20 protein-coding genes and 1 other RNA gene are annotated in these 20,077 nt (G+C 47.1%); 4 read left to right on the forward strand and 17 right to left on the reverse strand.

All coding sequences use genetic code 11. The features are described 5' to 3' along the window. The 9 genes from ACFQNF_RS03065 to ylqF form a co-directional block, all read right to left on the reverse strand. Complete coding sequence (locus ACFQNF_RS03065) at window positions 1-195, reverse strand: PspC domain-containing protein (RefSeq protein ID WP_380186003.1); 195 nt, start codon at window positions 193-195, stop codon at window positions 1-3. A gap of 293 nt (window positions 196-488) precedes the next feature. Beyond that, complete coding sequence (gene ptsG, locus ACFQNF_RS03070; RefSeq protein ID WP_380186005.1) at window positions 489-2,252, reverse strand: PTS glucose transporter subunit IIBC; 1,764 nt, start codon at window positions 2,250-2,252, stop codon at window positions 489-491. Between the two features lie 56 nt (window positions 2,253-2,308). Beyond that, window positions 2,309-2,542 (reverse strand): PTS sugar transporter subunit IIB, encoded by a 234-nt coding sequence (locus ACFQNF_RS03075; RefSeq protein ID WP_380186007.1) that lies wholly within the window; start codon window positions 2,540-2,542, stop codon window positions 2,309-2,311. 140 nt (window positions 2,543-2,682) lie between these two features. Next, the gene (ptsP, locus tag ACFQNF_RS03080; protein WP_380186009.1) at window positions 2,683-5,232 is read right to left on the reverse strand and encodes a phosphoenolpyruvate--protein phosphotransferase; all 2,550 of its coding nucleotides are present in this window, start codon (window positions 5,230-5,232) and stop codon (window positions 2,683-2,685) included. A 216-nt stretch (window positions 5,233-5,448) separates the two neighbouring features. Next, window positions 5,449-6,030: a 5-formyltetrahydrofolate cyclo-ligase gene (locus ACFQNF_RS03085; RefSeq protein ID WP_380186011.1), complete on the reverse strand. Its 582-nt coding sequence runs from the start codon at window positions 6,028-6,030 to the stop codon at window positions 5,449-5,451. 51 nt (window positions 6,031-6,081) lie between these two features. Beyond that, a non-coding RNA gene (gene ssrS, locus ACFQNF_RS03090) (6S RNA) lies at window positions 6,082-6,258 on the reverse strand. A gap of 22 nt (window positions 6,259-6,280) precedes the next feature. Beyond that, entirely contained in the window at window positions 6,281-6,595 is a 315-nt protein-coding gene (locus ACFQNF_RS03095) for a cell division protein ZapA (protein WP_046353782.1), read from the reverse strand. Continuing rightward, entirely contained in the window at window positions 6,592-6,792 is a 201-nt protein-coding gene (locus ACFQNF_RS03100) for a hypothetical protein (protein WP_046353781.1), read from the reverse strand. Before ACFQNF_RS03100 ends, ACFQNF_RS03095 begins: the two co-directional genes overlap by 4 nt. A 113-nt stretch (window positions 6,793-6,905) precedes the next feature. Continuing rightward, window positions 6,906-7,805 carry a ribosome biogenesis GTPase YlqF gene (gene ylqF / locus ACFQNF_RS03105; RefSeq protein WP_380186013.1) on the reverse strand — a complete coding sequence of 300 codons (900 nt, stop codon included), beginning with the start codon at window positions 7,803-7,805 and terminating at the stop codon, window positions 6,906-6,908. Between the two features lie 369 nt (window positions 7,806-8,174). Between ylqF and ACFQNF_RS03110 the strand changes: the two genes are divergently transcribed. Beyond that, window positions 8,175-8,675, forward strand: a complete 501-nt coding sequence (locus tag ACFQNF_RS03110; RefSeq protein WP_380186015.1) for a TlpA disulfide reductase family protein — start codon at window positions 8,175-8,177, stop codon at window positions 8,673-8,675. Window positions 8,676-8,802: 127 nt separating this feature from the next. Here the strand turns inward: ACFQNF_RS03110 and hemL are convergent, their stop codons facing one another. The 5 genes from hemL to ACFQNF_RS03135 all read right to left on the reverse strand — a co-directional run bounded on the left by hemL (window position 8,803) and on the right by ACFQNF_RS03135 (window position 12,194). Continuing rightward, complete coding sequence (gene hemL, locus ACFQNF_RS03115) at window positions 8,803-10,083, reverse strand: glutamate-1-semialdehyde 2,1-aminomutase (RefSeq protein WP_380186017.1); 1,281 nt, start codon at window positions 10,081-10,083, stop codon at window positions 8,803-8,805. Window positions 10,084-10,276: 193 nt separating this feature from the next. Continuing rightward, window positions 10,277-10,738 (reverse strand): CYTH domain-containing protein, encoded by a 462-nt coding sequence (locus tag ACFQNF_RS03120; RefSeq protein ID WP_380186019.1) that lies wholly within the window; start codon window positions 10,736-10,738, stop codon window positions 10,277-10,279. Between the two features lie 22 nt (window positions 10,739-10,760). Further along, complete coding sequence (locus ACFQNF_RS03125; protein ID WP_380186021.1) at window positions 10,761-11,183, reverse strand: CopD family protein; 423 nt, start codon at window positions 11,181-11,183, stop codon at window positions 10,761-10,763. Then, on the reverse strand, window positions 11,183-12,019 hold the full coding sequence (locus tag ACFQNF_RS03130; RefSeq protein ID WP_380186023.1) for a M48 family metallopeptidase: 837 nt from the start codon (window positions 12,017-12,019) through the stop codon (window positions 11,183-11,185). Before ACFQNF_RS03130 ends, ACFQNF_RS03125 begins: the two co-directional genes overlap by 1 nt. A gap of 10 nt (window positions 12,020-12,029) precedes the next feature. After that, entirely contained in the window at window positions 12,030-12,194 is a 165-nt protein-coding gene (locus ACFQNF_RS03135; protein ID WP_380186025.1) for a rubredoxin, read from the reverse strand. Between the two features lie 59 nt (window positions 12,195-12,253). On the opposite strand from ACFQNF_RS03135, the gene thiD reads away from it, so the two are divergent. Both thiD and ACFQNF_RS03145 read left to right on the forward strand, forming a co-directional pair. Next, complete coding sequence (gene thiD / locus ACFQNF_RS03140) at window positions 12,254-13,099, forward strand: bifunctional hydroxymethylpyrimidine kinase/phosphomethylpyrimidine kinase (protein ID WP_380186027.1); 846 nt, start codon at window positions 12,254-12,256, stop codon at window positions 13,097-13,099. Between the two features lie 16 nt (window positions 13,100-13,115). After that, window positions 13,116-14,072: an AraC family transcriptional regulator gene (locus ACFQNF_RS03145; protein ID WP_380186029.1), complete on the forward strand. Its 957-nt coding sequence runs from the start codon at window positions 13,116-13,118 to the stop codon at window positions 14,070-14,072. A 235-nt stretch (window positions 14,073-14,307) separates the two neighbouring features. On the opposite strand, the gene ACFQNF_RS03150 is transcribed toward ACFQNF_RS03145, so the two are convergent. Further along, complete coding sequence (locus tag ACFQNF_RS03150; RefSeq protein WP_380186031.1) at window positions 14,308-14,826, reverse strand: M15 family metallopeptidase; 519 nt, start codon at window positions 14,824-14,826, stop codon at window positions 14,308-14,310. Window position 14,827: 1 nt separating this feature from the next. Next, complete coding sequence (gene parC / locus ACFQNF_RS03155; RefSeq protein WP_380186032.1) at window positions 14,828-17,194, reverse strand: DNA topoisomerase IV subunit A; 2,367 nt, start codon at window positions 17,192-17,194, stop codon at window positions 14,828-14,830. A gap of 250 nt (window positions 17,195-17,444) precedes the next feature. Between parC and ACFQNF_RS03160 the strand changes: the two genes are divergently transcribed. Continuing rightward, window positions 17,445-18,296 carry a DMT family transporter gene (locus ACFQNF_RS03160; RefSeq protein ID WP_380186034.1) on the forward strand — a complete coding sequence of 284 codons (852 nt, stop codon included), beginning with the start codon at window positions 17,445-17,447 and terminating at the stop codon, window positions 18,294-18,296. A 496-nt stretch (window positions 18,297-18,792) separates the two neighbouring features. Here ACFQNF_RS03160 and waaA read toward each other — a convergent pair whose 3' ends face one another. Then, window positions 18,793-20,061, reverse strand: coding sequence for a lipid IV(A) 3-deoxy-D-manno-octulosonic acid transferase (gene waaA / locus ACFQNF_RS03165; protein WP_380186036.1), 1,269 nt, complete (start codon window positions 20,059-20,061; stop codon window positions 18,793-18,795). Between the last annotated feature and the right edge of the window lie 16 nt (window positions 20,062-20,077).

A 20,077-nucleotide genomic window follows, 5' to 3' on the forward strand; every position in this document is an offset into this window, starting at 1 on the left:
TCAAGCGCCTTGCTTAGGCATCAAAAACCACAGAATCAAATAAACAAAAAGACCGGGAAACGCCGCCGATAAGCAAGACACAATCACAAAGATCAAACGCAGCTTGCCTGAGCCTATCCCCATATAATCAGCCAAACCGCCCATCACCCCGGCAATCCACTGATCATTGTTACTTCTACGTAATACTTTATTCATGGTTTATTTCCTTTTAAAAAGTCCCGCGATTTACAGCTTAAGTAGCAAAAAATAACACGTTTAAACACTTTAAAAAGCCAAACAAATACCCGCATTAAATTGTTTCACGCCAATGTAGACCATAGGGAAGCTCAGCAGACCCGAAACGAATACAAAACCATCATCATCGAATGCGCTCATTTTCTAGCTTGCTATAGTAGCCGTAATATTTGACATAAAGCTTACCATTACTCCTTAGGCAGTGCGAAAAAAAACCCGCCATTGCTGACGGGTTTTTATAGAGTGTGAAGCGTTTATTTGTTTAAAGCACTGGCAACATCAAGCGCCTGTTGGCCAACAATCAAGTGGAACACTTGACCGCCCTGAGGCATCACGCCTTCCACGCCTGCTGCTTTTAAAGCGGCTTCATCGAGGCGCGCAGCATCTGCAAGCTCTACACGTAAACGAGTGCCCGCAATGGCTTCCAGCTTGCGAATATTGGAAAGGCCACCCAAAGCAGCTTGAATTTGCATGGCTTTGCCGTGCAAATCCCCTCCCGCGGCCGCCGCTGGGGCTTGCACATCCGCACTTATCGCTTGCTGCACAGGGGCTGTGACTACATCCGCTTCCGGGCCAGCAACTTTCAGGTAATTCACCATATCGGATTTCAGATTATCCGATTGCGTACCAAAAATCGCCTGAATGCCGTTACCCACTACCATCACACCGGCAGCGCCCATCGCTTTAAGCTTAGGCTGATTCACTTTCGAGATATCTTTAACCGAAATACGCAAACGGGTAATACATGCATCCAAACCGCTGATATTGCTACGACCACCAAAAGCCAGCACTAATTCACGCGCACGGCCGTGCTCGCTGCTATCTACCACATGCTCTTCAGCCGTTTCGTCTTCACGACCCGGTGTTTTCAGATTGAGCTTGGTAATCACAAAGCGGAATACTGAGTAGTAAATCGCTGCATAAACCGCGCCCAAAGGCAGAATTAACCACCAGTTTTGCGCGTATTTACCCAAGGCGTTAAACATCAGGAAATCAATACCACCTTGCGAGAAGCTAAAGCCCATATGGATATTGAGCGAGTTAGCAACAAACTGGGTAGATGCCGCCAAGAAGGCATGAATAACATACAGCTGTGGAGCCACAAACAAGAAAGCAAATTCAATTGGCTCGGTAATACCGGTCATAAATGAAGTCAGCGCAGCTGAAATCATAATCCCGCCGATCTTGACGCGATTTTCTGGCTTAGCAGTATGCCAAATAGCAATGGCAGCAGCAGGCAGACCAAACATTTTGAACAAGAACGCGCCAGACAAGATACCGGCAGTAGGGTCCCCCGCAAAGAAGCGAGCAATATCACCATGCACAGCAGGCTTGCCATCTACCACGTAATTACCAATTTCGAAGAAGAACGGCACATTCCAGATATGGTGCAGACCAAACGGCACCAGCATCCGCTCTACAAAACCATAGAGTGTGGCGGCAACGCGTGGGTCAGCATAGGCGGCCCAATGCGAGAAGCTTTTGATCACGCCTTGAATCGGTGGCCAGATCAGCGACAAGATCACGCCAACAAAAATGGCTGCAATACCCGTTGCAATCGGCACAAAACGCTTACCAGCAAAAAAACCTAGGTAAGGTGGCAGCTCGATGCGATAGTATTTATTGAATAAGCCAGCCGCCAGAGCACCGGCGATAATCCCGCCAAATACGCCGGTTTCCATCGCCTTCATACCCATGACCATGGCAGGCTCAGTGCCCAGCACCGGAGCCATCACACCCATGGTTGCCAAAAGCACAACGTAGCCAACCACTGCAGCAATGGCAGCCACACCATCGTTTTCGGTTAAGCCCAGTGCTACACCAATTGCAAAAATCAGCGCTAAGTTACCAAAAATCGCACCACCGCCCGCTGCCATCAGATGTGAAACCACCTCCGGCAAGAAGGAAAAATTGGATGCACCAAATCCAAGCAATAGGCCCGCAACCGGTAATACTGACACCGGTAACATCAGCGATTTGCCGATTTTTTGTAAGAATGCAAATGCGTTCTTAAACATAATTTCTCCGTTCGACCCTGCTTAGGCGTAAAAAAGCACCAAGCTATAAATCAAGATTAAGACAGAATTTCCATATAACGGGGGGCTTCAGAACCGATAACAAGATGGTAGACATGATTTGCAAAAGGCATCACCGCCAATACTCCAGCTTGTTGCAAGCGCTCTGCATCAAAGCGGCTCACATCATTTATATCAACCCGCAAACGAGTCAAAGCCACTAGTTCTAGGGAGCGAATATTGCTCCATCCACCTAGGGCTGCCACCAACAGAACAGGAAAGCTATCACTCATTGTGTTTACTTTTTCCACAGTTAATTTTCACGTATCACCCCTAATGCCACAATCCATTGAACACCGCATGAATTGAAACACTAAATATTGACGTATACGCTTGACGCAACAGTCCGGTTTCGAACTGTTGTGATCATGATTTAATCTGCTAATTGCTGGGCTAAACGCGCACGAACTTCGGCCACGGTACCCATTTGCAACACTTCAGCCGCCAATTTCTGGCAATCAGCCTTAGAGAGCTTGCGCACCAGTGCTTTTACAGCAGGTATCGCAGGCACACTGACCGACAATTCATCCACGCCCATACCAATAAGCAATGGCACAGCAGCAGGATCCGAAGCAATGCCACCACACACGCCCACCCATTTACCGTGGGTGTGCGCGCCTTTCACCGTGTTAGCAATCAGGCGCAGCACACCTGGATGCATAGCATCGGCTTCTTTAGCCAATTTAGGGTGGCCACGATCCATCGCCAGCGTGTATTGAGTTAAATCGTTCGTGCCAATCGAGAAGAAATCGACTTCGCGGGCAAAAAGCTCTGCCATCACTGCCGTTGCAGGCACTTCAACCATAATTCCGACTTGTACTGGCGCAGTAATACCCAAAGCTGCTTTTTCTAGCGCAACGATACGCTTTACTTCACGAACTTCTTCTAGAGACGTAATCATCGGGAACATGATGGCCAGTTTTGCATGCTCGGCAGAACGCAAGATGGCACGAATCTGGGTATGTAGTAATTCTGGCTCGGCTAGGCATAAACGCACACCGCGCACACCCAGGAATGGGTTTTCTTCAACCGGCATTGGCAAGTAAGGCAGCGGCTTATCGCCGCCCACATCCAAGGTGCGGACAACAAAGGTGCGATCCTTGCCCAGCAATTTAGCAATATCGCTGTAAATCTTGTCTTGCTCAGCTTCTGTCGGCGCTTCGGTACGCTCAAGATACAAAAACTCGCTACGCAGCAAACCAACGCCTTCGCCACCGAGCTTCACCGATTGCTGTGCTTCTTCCAAGCCGCCAATATTGGCTACCACTTCAACACAAATACCATCGGTAGTTGTCGCAGGTTCAAAAGCGGTAGCTAACTCTTCAGCCTGACGCTTAGCCAGCTTCACTTGGCGCTCGCGAATGCTGCTGATTTCCTCGCTAGAAGGATTTAAGCGTAAACAGCCCTTACTGCCTTCTAAAATCACGGGCGTGCCGTTAGCCAATTGCAATGCGGCTTCTTCAATGCCGCAAATCGCCGGGATATTTAAAGAGCGGGCCAGAATAGCAACGTGGCTGGTTGCGCCGCCACCAATGGTGCAAAAACCCAGCACTTTATTGCGATCCAGCGAGGCGGTATCAGACGGTGTTAAATCTTCGGCGATCAAAATGGCATCATTCGGCACTTCAAGTGCCGCTTCTTTAATGCCGGCAATCAGACGCAATACGCGACGACCAATGTCGCGGATATCGTTTGCACGGCCTGCCAATACTTCATTTTTTAGCTTAGCCAGTTTATCGGCATGGCTGGTAAATGCGGCACGCCAAGCAAAACCAGCGCTCTTACCCTGGCTGATTGCTGCCGTCGCCAAATCAAGCAAATCCGGATCTGACAATAACTCTTGGTGAGCAGAGAAGATTTCTGCTTTAGCCGGATCAGCAATTTCACCTTTCAGCGCTTCTAACTGCTGATACGCTTCTTTCAGTGCTTTATCGAAGCGGCGTTTTTCCAGCTCTGGCACATCGCCCGCTTCAACAACGTCGATCACTTCTTGCTTAACCTGAAAAATATGCCCAACAGCAAGGCCAGGTGAAGCCGATACACCCATCAGTACATTTGGGTCATTCGATTTTAATGCCGGGCGAGTTTGTGGCTTGGCAAGATGCTTAATCGCAGCGGGCGCGAATACACCACCACAATCTTCTCCAGAGCCGCTGGCAATCAGCTCAGCAAGGGCCTTGGCCGCTTGTGCCGCATCAGGGCCTGTTGCTTTTACAAAAACCGAATCACCATGCTGCACTTCCAAACCCATAATCGATACGACCGATTTGGCATTGGCTTCATCACCAGCACGCACCAGTTTTAAATCTGATTTAAACGTTTTGGCGGTATTCGCCAGCACCGCAGCCGGGCGCGCGTGCAAGCCTGTTGGATTAGGCACAATCACAGCAGCAGACTGGATGGCTGCATCTGCTGCGACAGCTTGACCCACTACGGTAGCGCCCGCTAAATCCAAGGACAGAACAATATCCTGACCGGCAACAACTGTTTTTTTAATCGTTGGCGAATATTTAACGACCTTATCACCCGTAGTAATCACGATCTGTGTCAGCAAGCTAAGTGCTTTGCGAGCAACCAAATCGGCATCGAACTCAATCAATGGCTGGCCCACTTTCACTTCAGTGCCTTCTGCAACCTTGGCAATAAAGCCTTCGCCACGCAGCATCACGGTATCTAAGCCAATATGAATCAACACTTCGATCCCGGCTGGCGTAGTGATGGTAATGGCATGCCGTGACGAATGCAGCTGAGTTACTTTACCGGCAACAGGCGCAAGCAGCAGATTGGAAATTGGATCAACCGATACCCCATCACCCACCATTTTTTGCGCAAACACCGGATCAGGAACCGATTCTATGGCGACAACAACACCTGACAGCGGTGCAAAAAGATCTAGCCGAGAGGCTTGAGTCGAGTTATTCATGGCAACCTCATTATTGGGGGCAGTGCTTGTAGAGACTCTATTGTTGGCTTTAACGCCAATCGCGACGTAGTTTAGTGCTATGGCAAAAAAAATAACTGTGTAATTATTGCTTTTGTCACGGCAACAATTTGCGTTTTCTCACTAAATACGCATTTTGTACTGTGCAAAAGCTGATAAATAATTATTACTTTCAATTTGCTTGCAAAATAAGCAAGACTAAAACTGTTTTTCAGCTTGTGGGCAACGCCAAATTTGCTGACCGGTCAGGATGTAATCCAACCGTAAATCCCAACGATCTGTAGCTAATTGTTCTACATGCTGCTCATCAAATGCTAAGCCTACTAACCGCGGTTTTTTCCACTCCCGCCGCCAGCGTCTAAATTCAAACGTGCAATCGTAATAACCGCCACCCTGCCCTAATCGGGCAAGATTGGAATCAAAAGCAACTAAAGGCATAAACACGATATCTAAATCACGTGGTGAACATATTTCACCATTCAGTGGCTCAAGGATACGGTGTGCCCCTAGTTGCCACCGGCTCTGCGCATCTAAACGCACAAATTGCAGTTTTCTTCCCCGCTTTGGCACTTTAGGCACATACACATCTATGCCGCCCGCCAGAGCACGCAGCATTAATATCCAAGGGGAAAACTCACTGCCTGCAGGAATATACGCAGCGATTTTTAATCCGCGGCGTAATAAGCCAAGCTGCTTTGCCTTCGCAACAATAGCTAATTCTGCTGAGTGTCTTTCTAGAGGAGGGATCAGGGCGCGAGCGCGGCGTATCGAACGCCGCACTTCGGATTTGCCAGATAAACAAGTGATATTCACGTGGAGTGAAACAATGAAGAGCTTCCCGCGAGTGCCGTCCGACGAGCAATCTTGAACCGAAGGTTCAAGCGGTCACCGACCGGATGCCATCAGGTGCATCCAACGGGGGATGCGCACAACAAGCATACTCATGGCAGGCAACCAAAGTAATTATTGGTTCAGAGAGACAAGTCGTAACAAACACCGCAGGAAAGCATTGGTTTACAATAGCCGCAAGCTAGGAAAACAATTCAGTCTGTTCACCCATCACTGCATCTATCGTTGAATTCATGCTGGCAATTCTACGCTGAATTGTCGCAATGTCAAAACCCCCATCAACCCGCGTATGCAAATATTCATGAGTAATATTAAGCGCAGCCATAATCGCTATTTTCTCCAGCCCTATCACCTTGCCAGATGCGCGAATCTCATGCATACGCTGATCTAAGAGCTCTACAGCCTGAATCAGCGTCGCTTCTTCATTTTCAGGACAAGCCACACGAAATTCACGGCCCATGATAGAAACATCGAGTTGCTTAATCCCGTCACTCATTCTGTATCCTCCGGCAGCTTAGCCAAAATAGCAGCAACTCTTTCTTTGCTGCCATCTATCTTCGCCAACAAGCCTTGATTGTGCTGCTGTGTCTGCAATAACTTCTGCCTTAAGCCACGATTCTCATCACGTAGCTCACGGCAAAGCAGAACCAGTTGGCTTACTTTATCTTCAAGATTTAAAAGTTCAGCTTCCATCAATGACTTCCATAGGCAGCAGAGCAGACGGATTCTAAGACAATTTTCCAGAATACGCCGCGCAGATAATGACTCTTTTCATTCAGTAAACGATATGCAGTACCCAGTTTCGTTCACAAATCCGGATCTGGCAACTCAGCTTCATCATCAGGATCGTACACAGGCATTTCTAAGAAATCGTCTGGTGTCTCCAAAGTAATTCGCCCTAATATACCTCCGCGAAACTCAGTCAGAATCATATCTGCCGTCTTTTGCGTATCAATCCGCCCACCCGACAGCATGGCACCACGCTTCTTACCAATCAGCTCAAAAAGCGGCTCAGCATCACCCAATAAATCTTTCAATTTATAACGATCAAGCAATAATTGCGGGTAACGCTCAATCAACGTTTCAATCGCGTACAAAGCAACATCCACTTCATCATAAGCATTGCGGCCAATCGATCCGGCCATTGCTAAACGATAACCCGAATCCTCATTCTGCACTTTGGGCCACATCAAACCTGGCGTGTCGTACAAAATCATACCCGCCAGCGTTTCAACGCGTTGCTGCATCTTGGTCACACCCGGCGTATCCGCCACTTTCGCAATTTTACGCTTAGCTAAATGATTGATCAGCGTTGATTTACCCACGTTAGGAATGCCAACAATCATTGCTCTAAGCGGTTTTTCCTCACCATCTCGGTGCGGAGCTAAAGCCTGACACAGCTGAGGAATCAGCTTTGCACCCTGAATTTTATTATCTTCGCCCAGCAATACCGCTTCTGTACCTGGCTGAGATTTAAACCATTCAAGCCAGATTTTATTGAGTCTTGGATCTGCCAAATCTGCTTTATTCAAAACCTTGAGAGCAGGACGCTGCCTTAAGCGGCGCATCGGCTCAATCATGGGATTGCTACTAGACAGTGGCAAGCGCGCATCAACCACCTCAATCACCAAGTCTACCTTGGCCATGGTCTCTGCAACCTGCTTGCGGGCAGTGTTCATATGCCCTGGAAACCACTGGATCGCCATCGAACCCCTCCGTCAAAACGAACCATTATACGGTGAAAAATCAAACGATCCATCAAATCAACTACTTGGCCTGTGGATAAAAGTAAGCGCCACTGTGGAAAACCTTCAAGCCAGCAAAATCCAAAAAACTATCTCCAAATTATCCACAGGCCAAACAGATTTAACACCCAACCTTGTGGATAACTTAAGTTGTTGAAAAAACAAGTAAAAATGACTTATCCACAGAAAACATCACTCCTTATTAGTTGTTCTTATATCTTTCTTCTTAAATGAAGTATTAAAAGAAAAAAAGGTGTAAATAAATTTTCCAACCCAAAACACACCAAAAATGTTCTAAAATCCGCCTCTTGCATGCCAAGGACCATAGATATGAAACAATATGCTCGACACTTACTTGCTATAGCTACTGTCATAGGCATTGCTGGATATTTACTTTTTCAGACTCCAAATAAACAAGCACCAGATATAAAATTAACCAGCATTGAAGGCAAAAACCTAAACCCGTCTGCATTAAAGAACCAAATCATTCTGGTTAATTTCTGGGCGACTAGTTGCACGGGCTGTATTCAAGAAATGCCTGAACTTATAAAACTACAAGAAAAATATAAAAATAATAACTATAAAACAATTGCCATTGCTATGGATTATGATAATCCTGAATATATTGCTAATTATGTTAAAGAAAAAAAACTTCCATTTTTTGTTCAACATGACATCAATGGAAAAATTGCAAAATCATTCGGCGATGTAGGTTTAACACCTAGCACCTTCTTAATTAATAAGAAGGGCGAAATTATAAAAAAATACGTAGGTGTTGCAGATATAAAAGAAATTGAATCACTAATTGAAGAAGAAATTAAAAAATCATAAATATTGTTTAAAATCAATGTGTTATATTTATATATACCTTGCAAAAACCCTTGTCTACATTACTAAAAATCACCTAAAAGACAATAAAAAACGGCCCATCAGGCCGTTTTTTATTACAAAATATATATTACTTAATTTCTAAAAATACCGATCTAGCGGCTTCAAGCGTATCCAAAATATCTTGATCAGAATGTGCTGCAGAAACAAAACCCGCTTCAAATGCAGAAGGCGCTAAATAAATTCCTTTATTTAACATGCCATGAAAAAAAGCATTAAAACGAGTACGATCAGAATTCATCACATCCGCAAATGATTGCGGAATATTTTTACTAAAATAAAAACCAAACATACCACCTACGCTTTGCGCAGAAAAAATAGTATTTGTTTCTTTAGCAACTTGAATTAAACCATCACATAATTTTTTAGTTTGAATAGCTAATTGATTAAAAAAACCGTCTTCACGAATAATCTTTAATGTAGCCAAACCTGCAGCAACTGCGACAGGATTACCAGATAATGTACCCGCCTGATAAACAGGTCCCAGCGGCGCTAATTTAGCCATAATGTCGCTACGACCACCAAAAGCAGCGAGTGGCATACCCCCACCTACTACTTTACCAAGGCAAGTTAAATCAGGTTTCACACCATGCAAACCCTGAGTACATTGCAAATCAACCCGAAAACCGGTCATGACTTCGTCATAAATTAAAATAGCGCCGTGATTTTCAGTTAATTTACGCATCGCTTGAACAAATTCAGGGCTGGCTTGCACCATATTCATATTGCCAGCGATGGGCTCTACAATAATGGCTGCGATTTGTTCCCCTATTTCAGCAAACAATGCTTCCAGAGCAGCGACATCGTTATAAGGTAAAACTAAAGTATCGGCTGCAACTGAAGCTGGAACACCAGCTGATGAAGGATTGCCGAAAGTTAACAGACCAGAACCCGCTTTTACTAATAAGCTATCTGCATGCCCATGGTAACAACCTTCAAATTTCACTAATTTATCGCGGCCTGTAAAACCACGGGCAAGGCGAATAGCACTCATTGTGGCTTCGGTGCCACTTGAAACAAGGCGAACTTGTTCGATAGACGGTAGCATTTCGCAGATTAAATCGGCTAATTCCACTTCTGCTGCCGTTGGCGCGCCAAAACTCATGCCATTTTTAGCTGCTGCAATCACTGCTTCAAGTACATCTGGATGAGTGTGGCCAAGAATAAGTGGGCCCCAAGAGCCTACATAATCAATATAACGCTGATCATCTACATCCCAAGCATAGGCACCAAGGCCCTTTTTAAAAAAGCGTGGCGTGCCACCAACAGAACCAAAAGCGCGTACTGGCGAATTTACGCCGCCAGGAATATGCTTTTGTGCGGCAGCAAACAATTGTTGGTTTTGATTCATGACGAAATCCACTATAGAAAGCAATATCATAGCGCCATCGATCTTTCACAGAAACCGTCATTGCTCACTTGTTGCTCGTGTTGTAGCGCAACGTAGTTTGTATTTGTCGACTACATTGCTACTTTTTAGTAAACATCAGGCAAAAAAATAAGCGCCTTTTTTATAGGGCGCTTATTTTATAAGTTTTAATTAATTACCAAGTTGAATAACTATGTTCAGAAAGATAGCTATTAAAGTATCGCGGATCATTGGATACTTCCGCGCCTAACCAAGCTGGCTTGGTGTAGGGAGCATCGCTGCTAGACAACTCCAGCTCGGCAATGATTAATGGTGAATTATTGCCATGAAATTCGTCGATCTCCCAAGTATATCCAGCAAAATCGATTAAATAACGTGTTTTATCTAAGATATTGGGGCACAGTTTTAATAGTGCTTCTGCATCGGTAAGCGGGATTTCATACTCAAATTCTAAGCGCTCAATCCCTGCTGTTTTGCCTTTAATGGTGATAAATCCTTGCGTCCCACGTAAACGAACACGCACTACCCGCTCAGGATCACTCGATAAATAGCCCTGGGCAATTCGGCTAGACTGTTGTACTTCTTTACGCCAATCATCGTTACTTAATAAGAATTTACGTTCAATTTCTGTCGCCATTATTTTTTGCTCCTGAGGCGTTTTAGAAAGGCTTTACCACCACCAAAATAACGCAGGCAGCTAAAACTAAGACTGGGATCTCGTTAAAAAAACGAAACCAGCGATGGCTGCGCGCATTGCGATTAGCAGCAAAATCTTTGCAAATCTTCCAGCACCAACCGTGATAGGCGATTAAAACGGCGACGAGTGTGAGTTTTACATGCATCCAGCGCCAACCCGGGCCCATATAAAAATCAAAGTAAGACCAAAGCCAGATACCAAATATCAGCGCCAAAATACCTAAGGGCGTCATAAAGCGGATCAGCTTATGTTCCATCAATTTTAAGCGCGCTATCGTTTCGTGATCTGTGCTCATAGCATGGTTTACAAATAATCTAGGCAGATAAAACAGGCCCGCAAACCAGCTGGTAATAAAAATAATATGCAGTGCTTTTACCCAGAGCATTAAGTACCCTTTTTAGTTGGATACTTACGTGCTGCTGTATCGTATAAGCCTTGTACTGCTGGAATTTTGGCCTGTAAATCTTGAATGCGCGTTTGATTTGAAGGATGAGTAGATAGGAATTCTGCGGGCTGCCCTTTGCTGGCTGCTGCCATTTTTTGCCATAGGCTAACTGCAGCTTGCGGCTTATACCCTGCTCTGGCCGCCAATTCTATACCCATCGTATCGGCTTCGGATTCATGCTCGCGGCTATTAGGTAAAAAATAACCTACTTGCATCATCTCATCGGCCATGCCCATATAACCATCGTATTTTCCGCCAGTCAGCAGCGACAAGCCTTGCATGGCCAATTGCTTGTTATACGCGCTGCTCATGCGCTCACGGCTGTGCTCTCTTAAAGCATGGCTGATTTCATGGCCCATAATTTGGGCGATTTCATCATCGTTCAGCTTTAGTTTTTCGATAATGCCGGAATAAAACATTATCTTGCCGCCCGCCATGCAATAGGCGTTCAGCTCTGGGCTGGCTTCTACATTCACTTCCCATTGCCATTTGCTGGCATCCGCGCGAAATACGCTGGTTTGCGGAATGATACGACTAGCAATGCCGCGTACTCTGGCTGTCATTGCCTTATCGCTATTAAGCACACCTTTGCTTTGCGCTTTATTCAGTGTTTCTTGGTAAGACTGTTTAGCCATATTGTCGACTTGTTGCTCAGACAATAGCATGCTCATACTTTGCTTACGGTTGACATTAGTTGCACCTGTTTCTGTGGTGCTTACCTGCTGACAGCCTAGCAACATGGTTGTCAGCACGGTGACGCTAATCAGCGTTTTCATAGTGATCCTTTTAGACTTCTATCATCTCAAAATCATCTTTTCTGGCCCCACAATCTGGACAGGTCCAGTTTGGAGGCACATCTTCCCAAGCAGTTCCGGCGGCAATACCATCGTTTGGCAGGCCTTCAGCCTGATCGTAAATAAAGCCACAAATGAGACACATATATTTTTTCATTCGAGTTACCTGTTAAGTAAGATAAAATTTCAATTTTACCTGATTCAGTGAATGTCCCCATGACTACCAGCCCCCCTATTGTGCTTGTATTTGCTGGTAATGATCCATCCGGTGGTGCTGGACTTGCTGCAGATATGCTTGCTTTGTCATCTCTTGGTTGCCATGTGGCACCGGTAATTACGGGCATCGTGATTCAAGATAGTTCAGGCGAACAAGATGTTTTACTTATTGAGAGTGAATGGGTAGAAGATCAAGCACGCTGTATTCTTGAAGATATGAAAGTAGATGCGATTAAAGTGGGCCTTATTGGCAGTATTGAAACACTGACCGTGATTGCTGAGATCGCGTCTGATTACCCAGAAATCCCGCTTATTCTAGACCCTGTATTTTTTACCAAAGCCGGGGATCATTTAGCTGCCGAAGAATTACTCGCGATGACGCGTGAATTACTCTTGCCGCACACCACCTTAGTCACGCTCAATAGTATCGATGCAAGGCACTTAGCATCGGACGATCCTGACGAGCAAGATGATTTAACCCTAGATATTGCCGCCAGCCGAATTCTGGACTTTGGCTGCGAATATGTATTAATTACCGGTACCCATGAAAACACGCCAAAGGTCATTAATGGCCTATATAGCGATATGGGGCGTGCCAGTGTGGATTCGTGGGATCGTTTGCCAGGAAGTTTTTACGGTGCGGGTAGCACACTGGCAGCGGCCTTAACTGGCGCTTTGGCCAATGGAGCTGAGATTATCGAAGCCGTTAAAGAGGCCCAAGATTACACTTGGCAAACACTACTCGCCGCTTACCGGCCTGGTATGGGTCAGCAGATTCCTGATCGATTCTTTTGGGCGCGGCCTGCTGAAGATGCATCGATTACCCCTCTGGATGAGGTTCTCTAATTGTTTCACGTGAAACATGACTAATCCTCCCTGCGTTCGCCTAGAAAAAGCGATAGATCGCATGGTGCGCGGCTTGGCTGCGCCTTTGCAATTGGCTGATCTTGCCGATGTGACTCATTACTCGCCTTGGCATTTAGCACACCGTTTTCAGAGTGAATATGGCGATAGCCCGCAGGCATTTTTATGGCAATTGCGCTTAGAAGTCGCTGCTTCGCTATTGCAATGGTCTCCGCATTTATCGATTGGGCAGGTGGCTGATTTAGTCGGTTTCTCATCTCCTGCTACCTTTAGCCGAGCCTTTAGCCGCAGTTTTGGTTTTACGCCCAGTGATTTACGCGCAGGGCGGGCTGTGGCGATTTGCTGGATTGCTAATAATTTAGGTGCGATGTCTTACCGGCCAGGATTAACGATTGCGGGTACGGATGTTGATCGTGTTTGGAGCTGGGATGAAGTTGAGGCCTGCATCAACTTAGAAGAATGGCCTGCCGAACGGATGGCTTATCAACGAGCTGTAGGCGATTATGGCTTTCATTTAGAGCAACTCTTGGTGGATTTTCAAGAGCAATGCCAAGCGATTGATATTAAGGCGAATTATTGGTTTGGCTTGGTTTGGAGCGATCCGGCAACAACGCCTGCCGAGCGGCGACGTTACGATGCGGCCGTGGCTATTCCACGGCACTTAAAATTGCCTCGGCATATCGGCGAGTATCAGCGCCCTGCGGGGCGTTGGGCCGTGTTTAGTCACCTAGGGCTTAGCGCCGATATTGGCCCGCGCTGGCGTGATCTTATGCTGGTGTGGCTGCCCTATTCGGGTTGGATGCTAGACCCGCAGCGGCCAAGGGTGGAGTGCTACCACGATGGGCGCTATGATCTTTGCTTGCCACTTCTTCCGGGGCGCAGCATTCAAGACCGCTTGCCAGAGATCTTGCCTGAGCTGTTAAAGCTGGTAACGACTGCGGTGAATGATAAATAGAGTGCTTATTGAGTCTTTCTTAGGGCGGGTGAAACCCAACCCTATCAAATTAAGAAAAACCAATGGGAAATGATGCTTTTGTAGGTTGGGTTAGCTGGTTTATTCGCCGTGTAAGGGCGGATAAACCAGCGTAACCCAACACTTAAGACTAAGCAGAATGTTGGGTTACACGATAAAGCCTGTTAACCCAACCTACGAATTTCCATTAAGCAGATAGGATTGGATTTTACCCATCCTATATATCATGCCAACACCAATGCCAAGGCTCATACAGATAGCCCGCTGGATTGCTGCGTGGAAACGATAGGCTAAAACCAAATCGCGTGGCGTTGAGGTTTAGCCAAGTAAATGCGGGGGTGGCTTCAAAGGCTTCTTCAACCACAGGGCCGCCGGGTTGGTAGATATCTACAGCTCGGCCGGTGTGGTGCTCGCTGCAGCCGGGTGGGGCAAGCACTTGCAAGATCTGCTCAATATCCTGCCCTTGCGACAACTTTCTTTTAATTAATTCACACTGCCGACTCGATGCCCGATACGCCGAGGCGATCTGGATATCGACGCTATCTGCCCGTGCAGCAGCTTGCATGGCCAGCCATGCTGCTGCTGCATTTGGGGTGAGCTGCCATACGCGGCCATCGCTAGCAATGGCCACATCGACTAGCTCGCTGGCCTCTTCAAATAATTGCAAAGGACGGTGGCTAAGCAAATCTAACGGAATGCCTAGATCTGCCCATGCTGCAGCAAGCATCGGTGTCATCTTAAAAGCCCGGAAACTTTAAGGCAGAGCTGATTGGCTTACCTTTACGGGCGCGTTTCCCTTGATAAGGGGCCATTTCATTCACATTTAACACCCATTCAACGGCTTTGCCTGCGCGCCCGGTGCCATTGATTTTTAAAGTGGCACCATCACAAACGGTAATCGCGGACAGTGTGTCTTTATCATCCAAAGCCATGGTGATCACACCTCGTCCGCCACCTGCCAATTGTTTAAACTCGCTAAAGGCAAACAGATGTAATTTGCCACCTTTAGACAGGCAAGCAACTTGTGATGTTTCACGTGGAACAAAGGTGGCCACTTTGAGTAATGTTTCACCTTCCTCCAAGTTCAGGAAACTCTTACCTGCTTTTTGGCGGCTCATTAAGTTTTCAAATAAACAGTAAAAACCATAGCCATTAGAATTAGCGATCACCACATGATCTTGTGGCTTGGCGGCAAGTAGCTGAGTAATTTGTGACTTAGGCGTCAGGTCAACCAAAGTAGTGACCGGCACGCCATCGCCTCTGCCACCCGGAATCACCGATGCCTGAATGCTATAAACCCGGCCATCCGTACCAAACATCGCAATCGGGTCAATAGAACGGCATTCAATAAAGGCCAGCAGCGTATCGCCGTCTTTAAAGCTAAGGTTTTGCAGATCGAGCGCATGGCCTTGGCGGGCACGCATCCAGCCTTTTTCAGACAAGATAATGGTGACCGGCTCATCCACTACTGTGACTTCGAGCGAGGCCCGTTCTGCTTCTACAATCAGGGTTCTGCGTGGGTCCGCAAACTTCTTTTTATCTGCTTCGATTTCTTTGATGATCAGCTTTTGCATCACATCGGGTGTGGCTAAAAGATGCTCAAGCTCGGCTTTTTCTTTAGCTAAATCAGCCAATTCTTGTTCAAGCTTAATGCCTTCCAAGCGCGCTAATTGGCGCAAGCGAATTTCTAAAATATCTTCGGCTTGGCGATCGCTTAAATTAAATGCCTCAATCAAAGCTATTTTTGGATCGTCGCTATGACGAATAATGCGGATCACTTCGTCGATATTTAAAAAGACAATTAAGCGGCCTTCCAAAATATGCATACGATCATTCACCTGCCCCAAGCGATGCTCGGTGCGGCGGGTGACGGTATCAAAGCGGAAAGAAATCCATTCGGCAATCACTTGCTGCAGCGATTTTTGCCCAGGGCGGCCATCGCGACCAATGGTGACCATATTGATGGATAAACCACTTTCTAACGCGGTGTGCGCCAGTAGCAACTTCATCATATCGTCTGGATTTTGCCGCGATGATTTTGGCTCGATCACCAAGCGAACGGCGTTTTCCTTGCCCGATTCATCCCTCACTCTATCGATTAAAGATAGGATGAGCTGCTTGGTTTGAATCTGTTCTTGAGTTAGGGCTTTCTTGCCCTTTTTGATTTTTGGATTGCTTAAATCTTCAATCTCTTCCAGCACTTTTTGCGTGGAAGTGCCGTGTGGCAATTCATTAATCACAATCTGCCACTGGCCACGGGCTAGATCTTCTTTGGTCCAGCGGGCACGAACTTTTAAGCTGCCTCGGCCATTTTCATAGGCCGTCACAATATCCTTGCGTGGCGAGATAATCTGCCCGCCACCGGGCAAATCTGGCCCTTGGATATAGCTGAGTAAATCACTGGTGGTTAGCGTAGGCTTTTTAATCAGCGCAATGGCCGCATCGGCGACTTCACCTAGATTGTGCGCTGGGATTTCCGTTGCCATCCCCACCGCAATTCCCGATGCGCCGTTAAGCAGCAGCATAGGCAGGCGTGCAGGTAACAAGGAAGGCTCTTGGAATGCGCCATCGTAGTTAGGCACAAAATCGGTGGTGCCTTTATCTAGCTCGCTGAGTAGCAGCTCGGCAATTGGCGTTAAGCGTGCTTCGGTATATCGCATCGCCGCAGCGCCATCGCCATCGCGGCTACCAAAATTTCCCTGACCATCGATCAGCGGATAGCGTAGCGAGAAGTCTTGAGCAATACGCACCAGCGCGTCATAAGCAGATTGATCGCCGTGTGGATGGTATTTACCCATCACATCACCGACAATACGCGCCGATTTAATCGGCTTAGCGTTAGCAACGAGGCCAAGGCCGTGCATGGTGTAAAGAATACGGCGCTGTACCGGCTTTTGCCCGTCTTCCACTTGGGGTAAGGCGCGGCTTTTAATCACGCTCATCGCGTATTCGAGATAGCTTTTTTCTGCGTACAAGCCTAGCTGTACGGATTCGGCATCGTCTGGAGTAGCAGAGATCTGCGCTTCAACAAAACGGCGCGGGCCTTGATCTGCGATGCTTTCCAACTCGTCGGCATCATTAGGTTCTATATCGTGCTGAGTCATGGTTTCACGTGGAACATTTGAGGATGGGATTGTAGCGAATAATGCAGTCTGTACTCTGCGTGCAAAATGTCACAATGTGCTTGCATCTAAATGAAGAATCACTGGGACACCCACTTTTTATATGAGTGGACAGCCATTAAAGCCAAGATAGTATGCCTAGATACTCGCTCGAATCTACTCACTTTTTATGTCTTGCATTATTTCTGTTGGAATTGATGCATAGAAAAGCTGAAAAAAACAAGATGAATCCATGCAAAAAATAGCTTATTTCGTATTGATTTTGCTTTGGTCTACCACGCCTTTGGCGATTAACTGGAGCGTGCAAGGCGTGCCCTACTCTGCCGCTCTAGCAGCTCGTTTCGGGCTGGCAGCTGCATTAGCGTTGTTGGTTTTAGCTATCTGGAAACAAAAAATCCCTCGGAGCAGCTGGCCAGCAAGTGCTTGTGCCGGGTTTGGCACTTCTTTATCTATGCTTTGTGTTTATTGGGCATCACAAACCGTATCGTCTGGTTTAGTTGCGGTGCTGTTTGGATTGATCCCTTTAGCAACGGCCGGTTTTTCATGGTGGAGCTTTGGGCTAAAGCTAAATCGCTTTGAAATGCTGGCAATGGTGATAGGTATCACAGGTTTACTGCTTATTTTTGCAGAAAAATTACGTTTAAGCGGCGTATTGGGTGTGGCTGTGGTGCTGCTCGCCGTGCTTATTCAGGCGGCTGCAGCCGTAAAGCTTAAAAAACTAGCCGCCGGGCAATCGCCACTGGCGGTGAATGCAGGGGCGTTAATGATTGCAACTGTGGTGCTGAGCGCGGTGTGTGTATGGCAAACCGATGTCACTAATTTATCTTTTCCGGCACAGAGCTTAGCTGCGATTGCTTATTTGGCGGTGTTTGGCTCGGTACTGGGCTTTAGCCTGTATTACTGGCTGATTCGTGAATGTAAGCCGATTACCGTGTCACTTATTTCCCTGATCACCCCTGCATCGGCGCTTTGGATGGGGCATAGCCTGAATGGCGAAGAAGTATCGGGATCTTTGATTTGGGGAACGGCGTTTATTTTGCTGGGGCTGGCGGTGCATTTGCTGGCGCAGCGAGGGAGGGGGTGATTTGTTATTAAGGTGAAATACACCTTTTTTTAAATAGTGCCTTCGGCACGTTGATTTAGGTGCGGAATCAACGCAGGACATAAGTATCTACATAATTTCTGTAGAAGAAAAAGGTCATCGTAGGGTGGGTTAGGCCGCACATAATACTCATTAGGGCGCTGATCTATTTCGGCCGTAACCCACCATGACATTGCGCTGCGGTGGGTTACGGCTAGGATATGGCAGCGCCCATATTTAATACATTTCCTAGCCTAACCCACCCTAAGGATACATTCCGTGTTCATTTTAACTTGTGTAGATACTTTTGCCCGCGAAGTATTTGATTTCTGAACGGCCAGAAATCCTAGTATGTATATTTCTCGTGTCGCGGCTTCAAGGGGAGATTTAAGCCCCGTGCAACTAGCTGCGGTATGAATCCTTATTGCTGGGCGTTAAAGCACTCAAAACCTACAAAAAACTTAATTCTAGCCTTGTTTTTCTCCGTGTTCTCTGTGTTTCAAGATTTGGGTTTTTCTACGCAAGGTGGCAAATAAGAAAGCAGCTTTTGGGTAGCGCCTCGATGGGCGCTGGCGAAGGTTTTGCCTGCTTGCCCCATGGCTTTGCGCTCTTCGGCATGGCCAAATAAATGCATGGCTTGTTGGATGATGGCGTGGATGTCATCGCCCTGCCATGCGGCATGGCTGGCGATAGCTTCCTTAGCGGCTTGGCTAAAGTTATAGGTGGATGGGCCAAGTAATACGGGTGTGCCTAGGGCGCAGGCTTCGATGAGGTTTTGGCTACCAAAAGGCAGGATGGAGCCGCCGATAATGGCTAGATCGCTGGCTGCGTAGTAGCGAGTCATTTCTCCCATCGAGTCGCCTAGCAAGACTTGCACATGATTTGCCACAGGGCCCTCATCCCAAGCGCTGCGTTTTAATATCTGCAAATCACGCTGCTCTAAAAGTGTGGCTACTTCATCAAAGCGTTGTGGATGGCGTGGTACCAGAATTAATAGCAGTGATTCGGGCCAAGTGGCTAAGGCATCGAGCAGCAAAGCTTCTTCGCCATCTCGGCTGGATGCAAATAGCAGCACATTGCGGGGGCCAAAGTTGGAACGCCAGCTTAGTCCATGGGTGATGGTGCTTTCATCGGGCAGATTATCAAATTTGATATTGCCAACAATATGCGTGTTGCTGCTGCCTAATTGCTTTAAACGTGCCGCATCCATTTCGCTTTGTGCCAATACACCGGCAAGCCGAGCGACGGCAGGTTTGATTAATGAGCTGACTTTTAAATAGCCCTTAAGCGATTTCTCAGATAAACGCGCATTGGCTAAAAACAAGGGCATCTTGTGATCGGCGCATGCGTGGATCAGATTCGGCCAGATCTCGGTTTCCATCAGCACGCCAAAGCTGGGCCGAAAATGCTTTAAAAAGCGCCCTACTGCGCTGGGGTAATCGTAAGGCAGATAGACGATTTCGGCGAACTCGGCAAATAATTCTTGCGCGGTGGCACGGCCTGTTGGCGTCATGCAGCTGATTAAAAACCGGTGCTGCGGATAGGCTATTTTAAGCGCCGCAATCAAGGGCGCTACGGCACGGGTTTCGCCGACCGATACGGCGTGTAGCCAAATTAAAGGAGTGCTATTTGGCTTGCTAGTGTAAAAGCCCAGCCGCTCACGCCAGTGCTGGCGATAAGCGGGTTGGCGTTTGGAGCGTTTAAGCAGATATAAAAAAATAAGCGGGAAAACGCAGCAGAGCAGCGCGCGATATAGCCAGCGGCTCATGCCCTGCCCCCGTTAA

The organism is Iodobacter arcticus, from assembly GCF_042664895.1.
Classification (GTDB): domain Bacteria; phylum Pseudomonadota; class Gammaproteobacteria; order Burkholderiales; family Chitinibacteraceae; genus Iodobacter; species Iodobacter arcticus.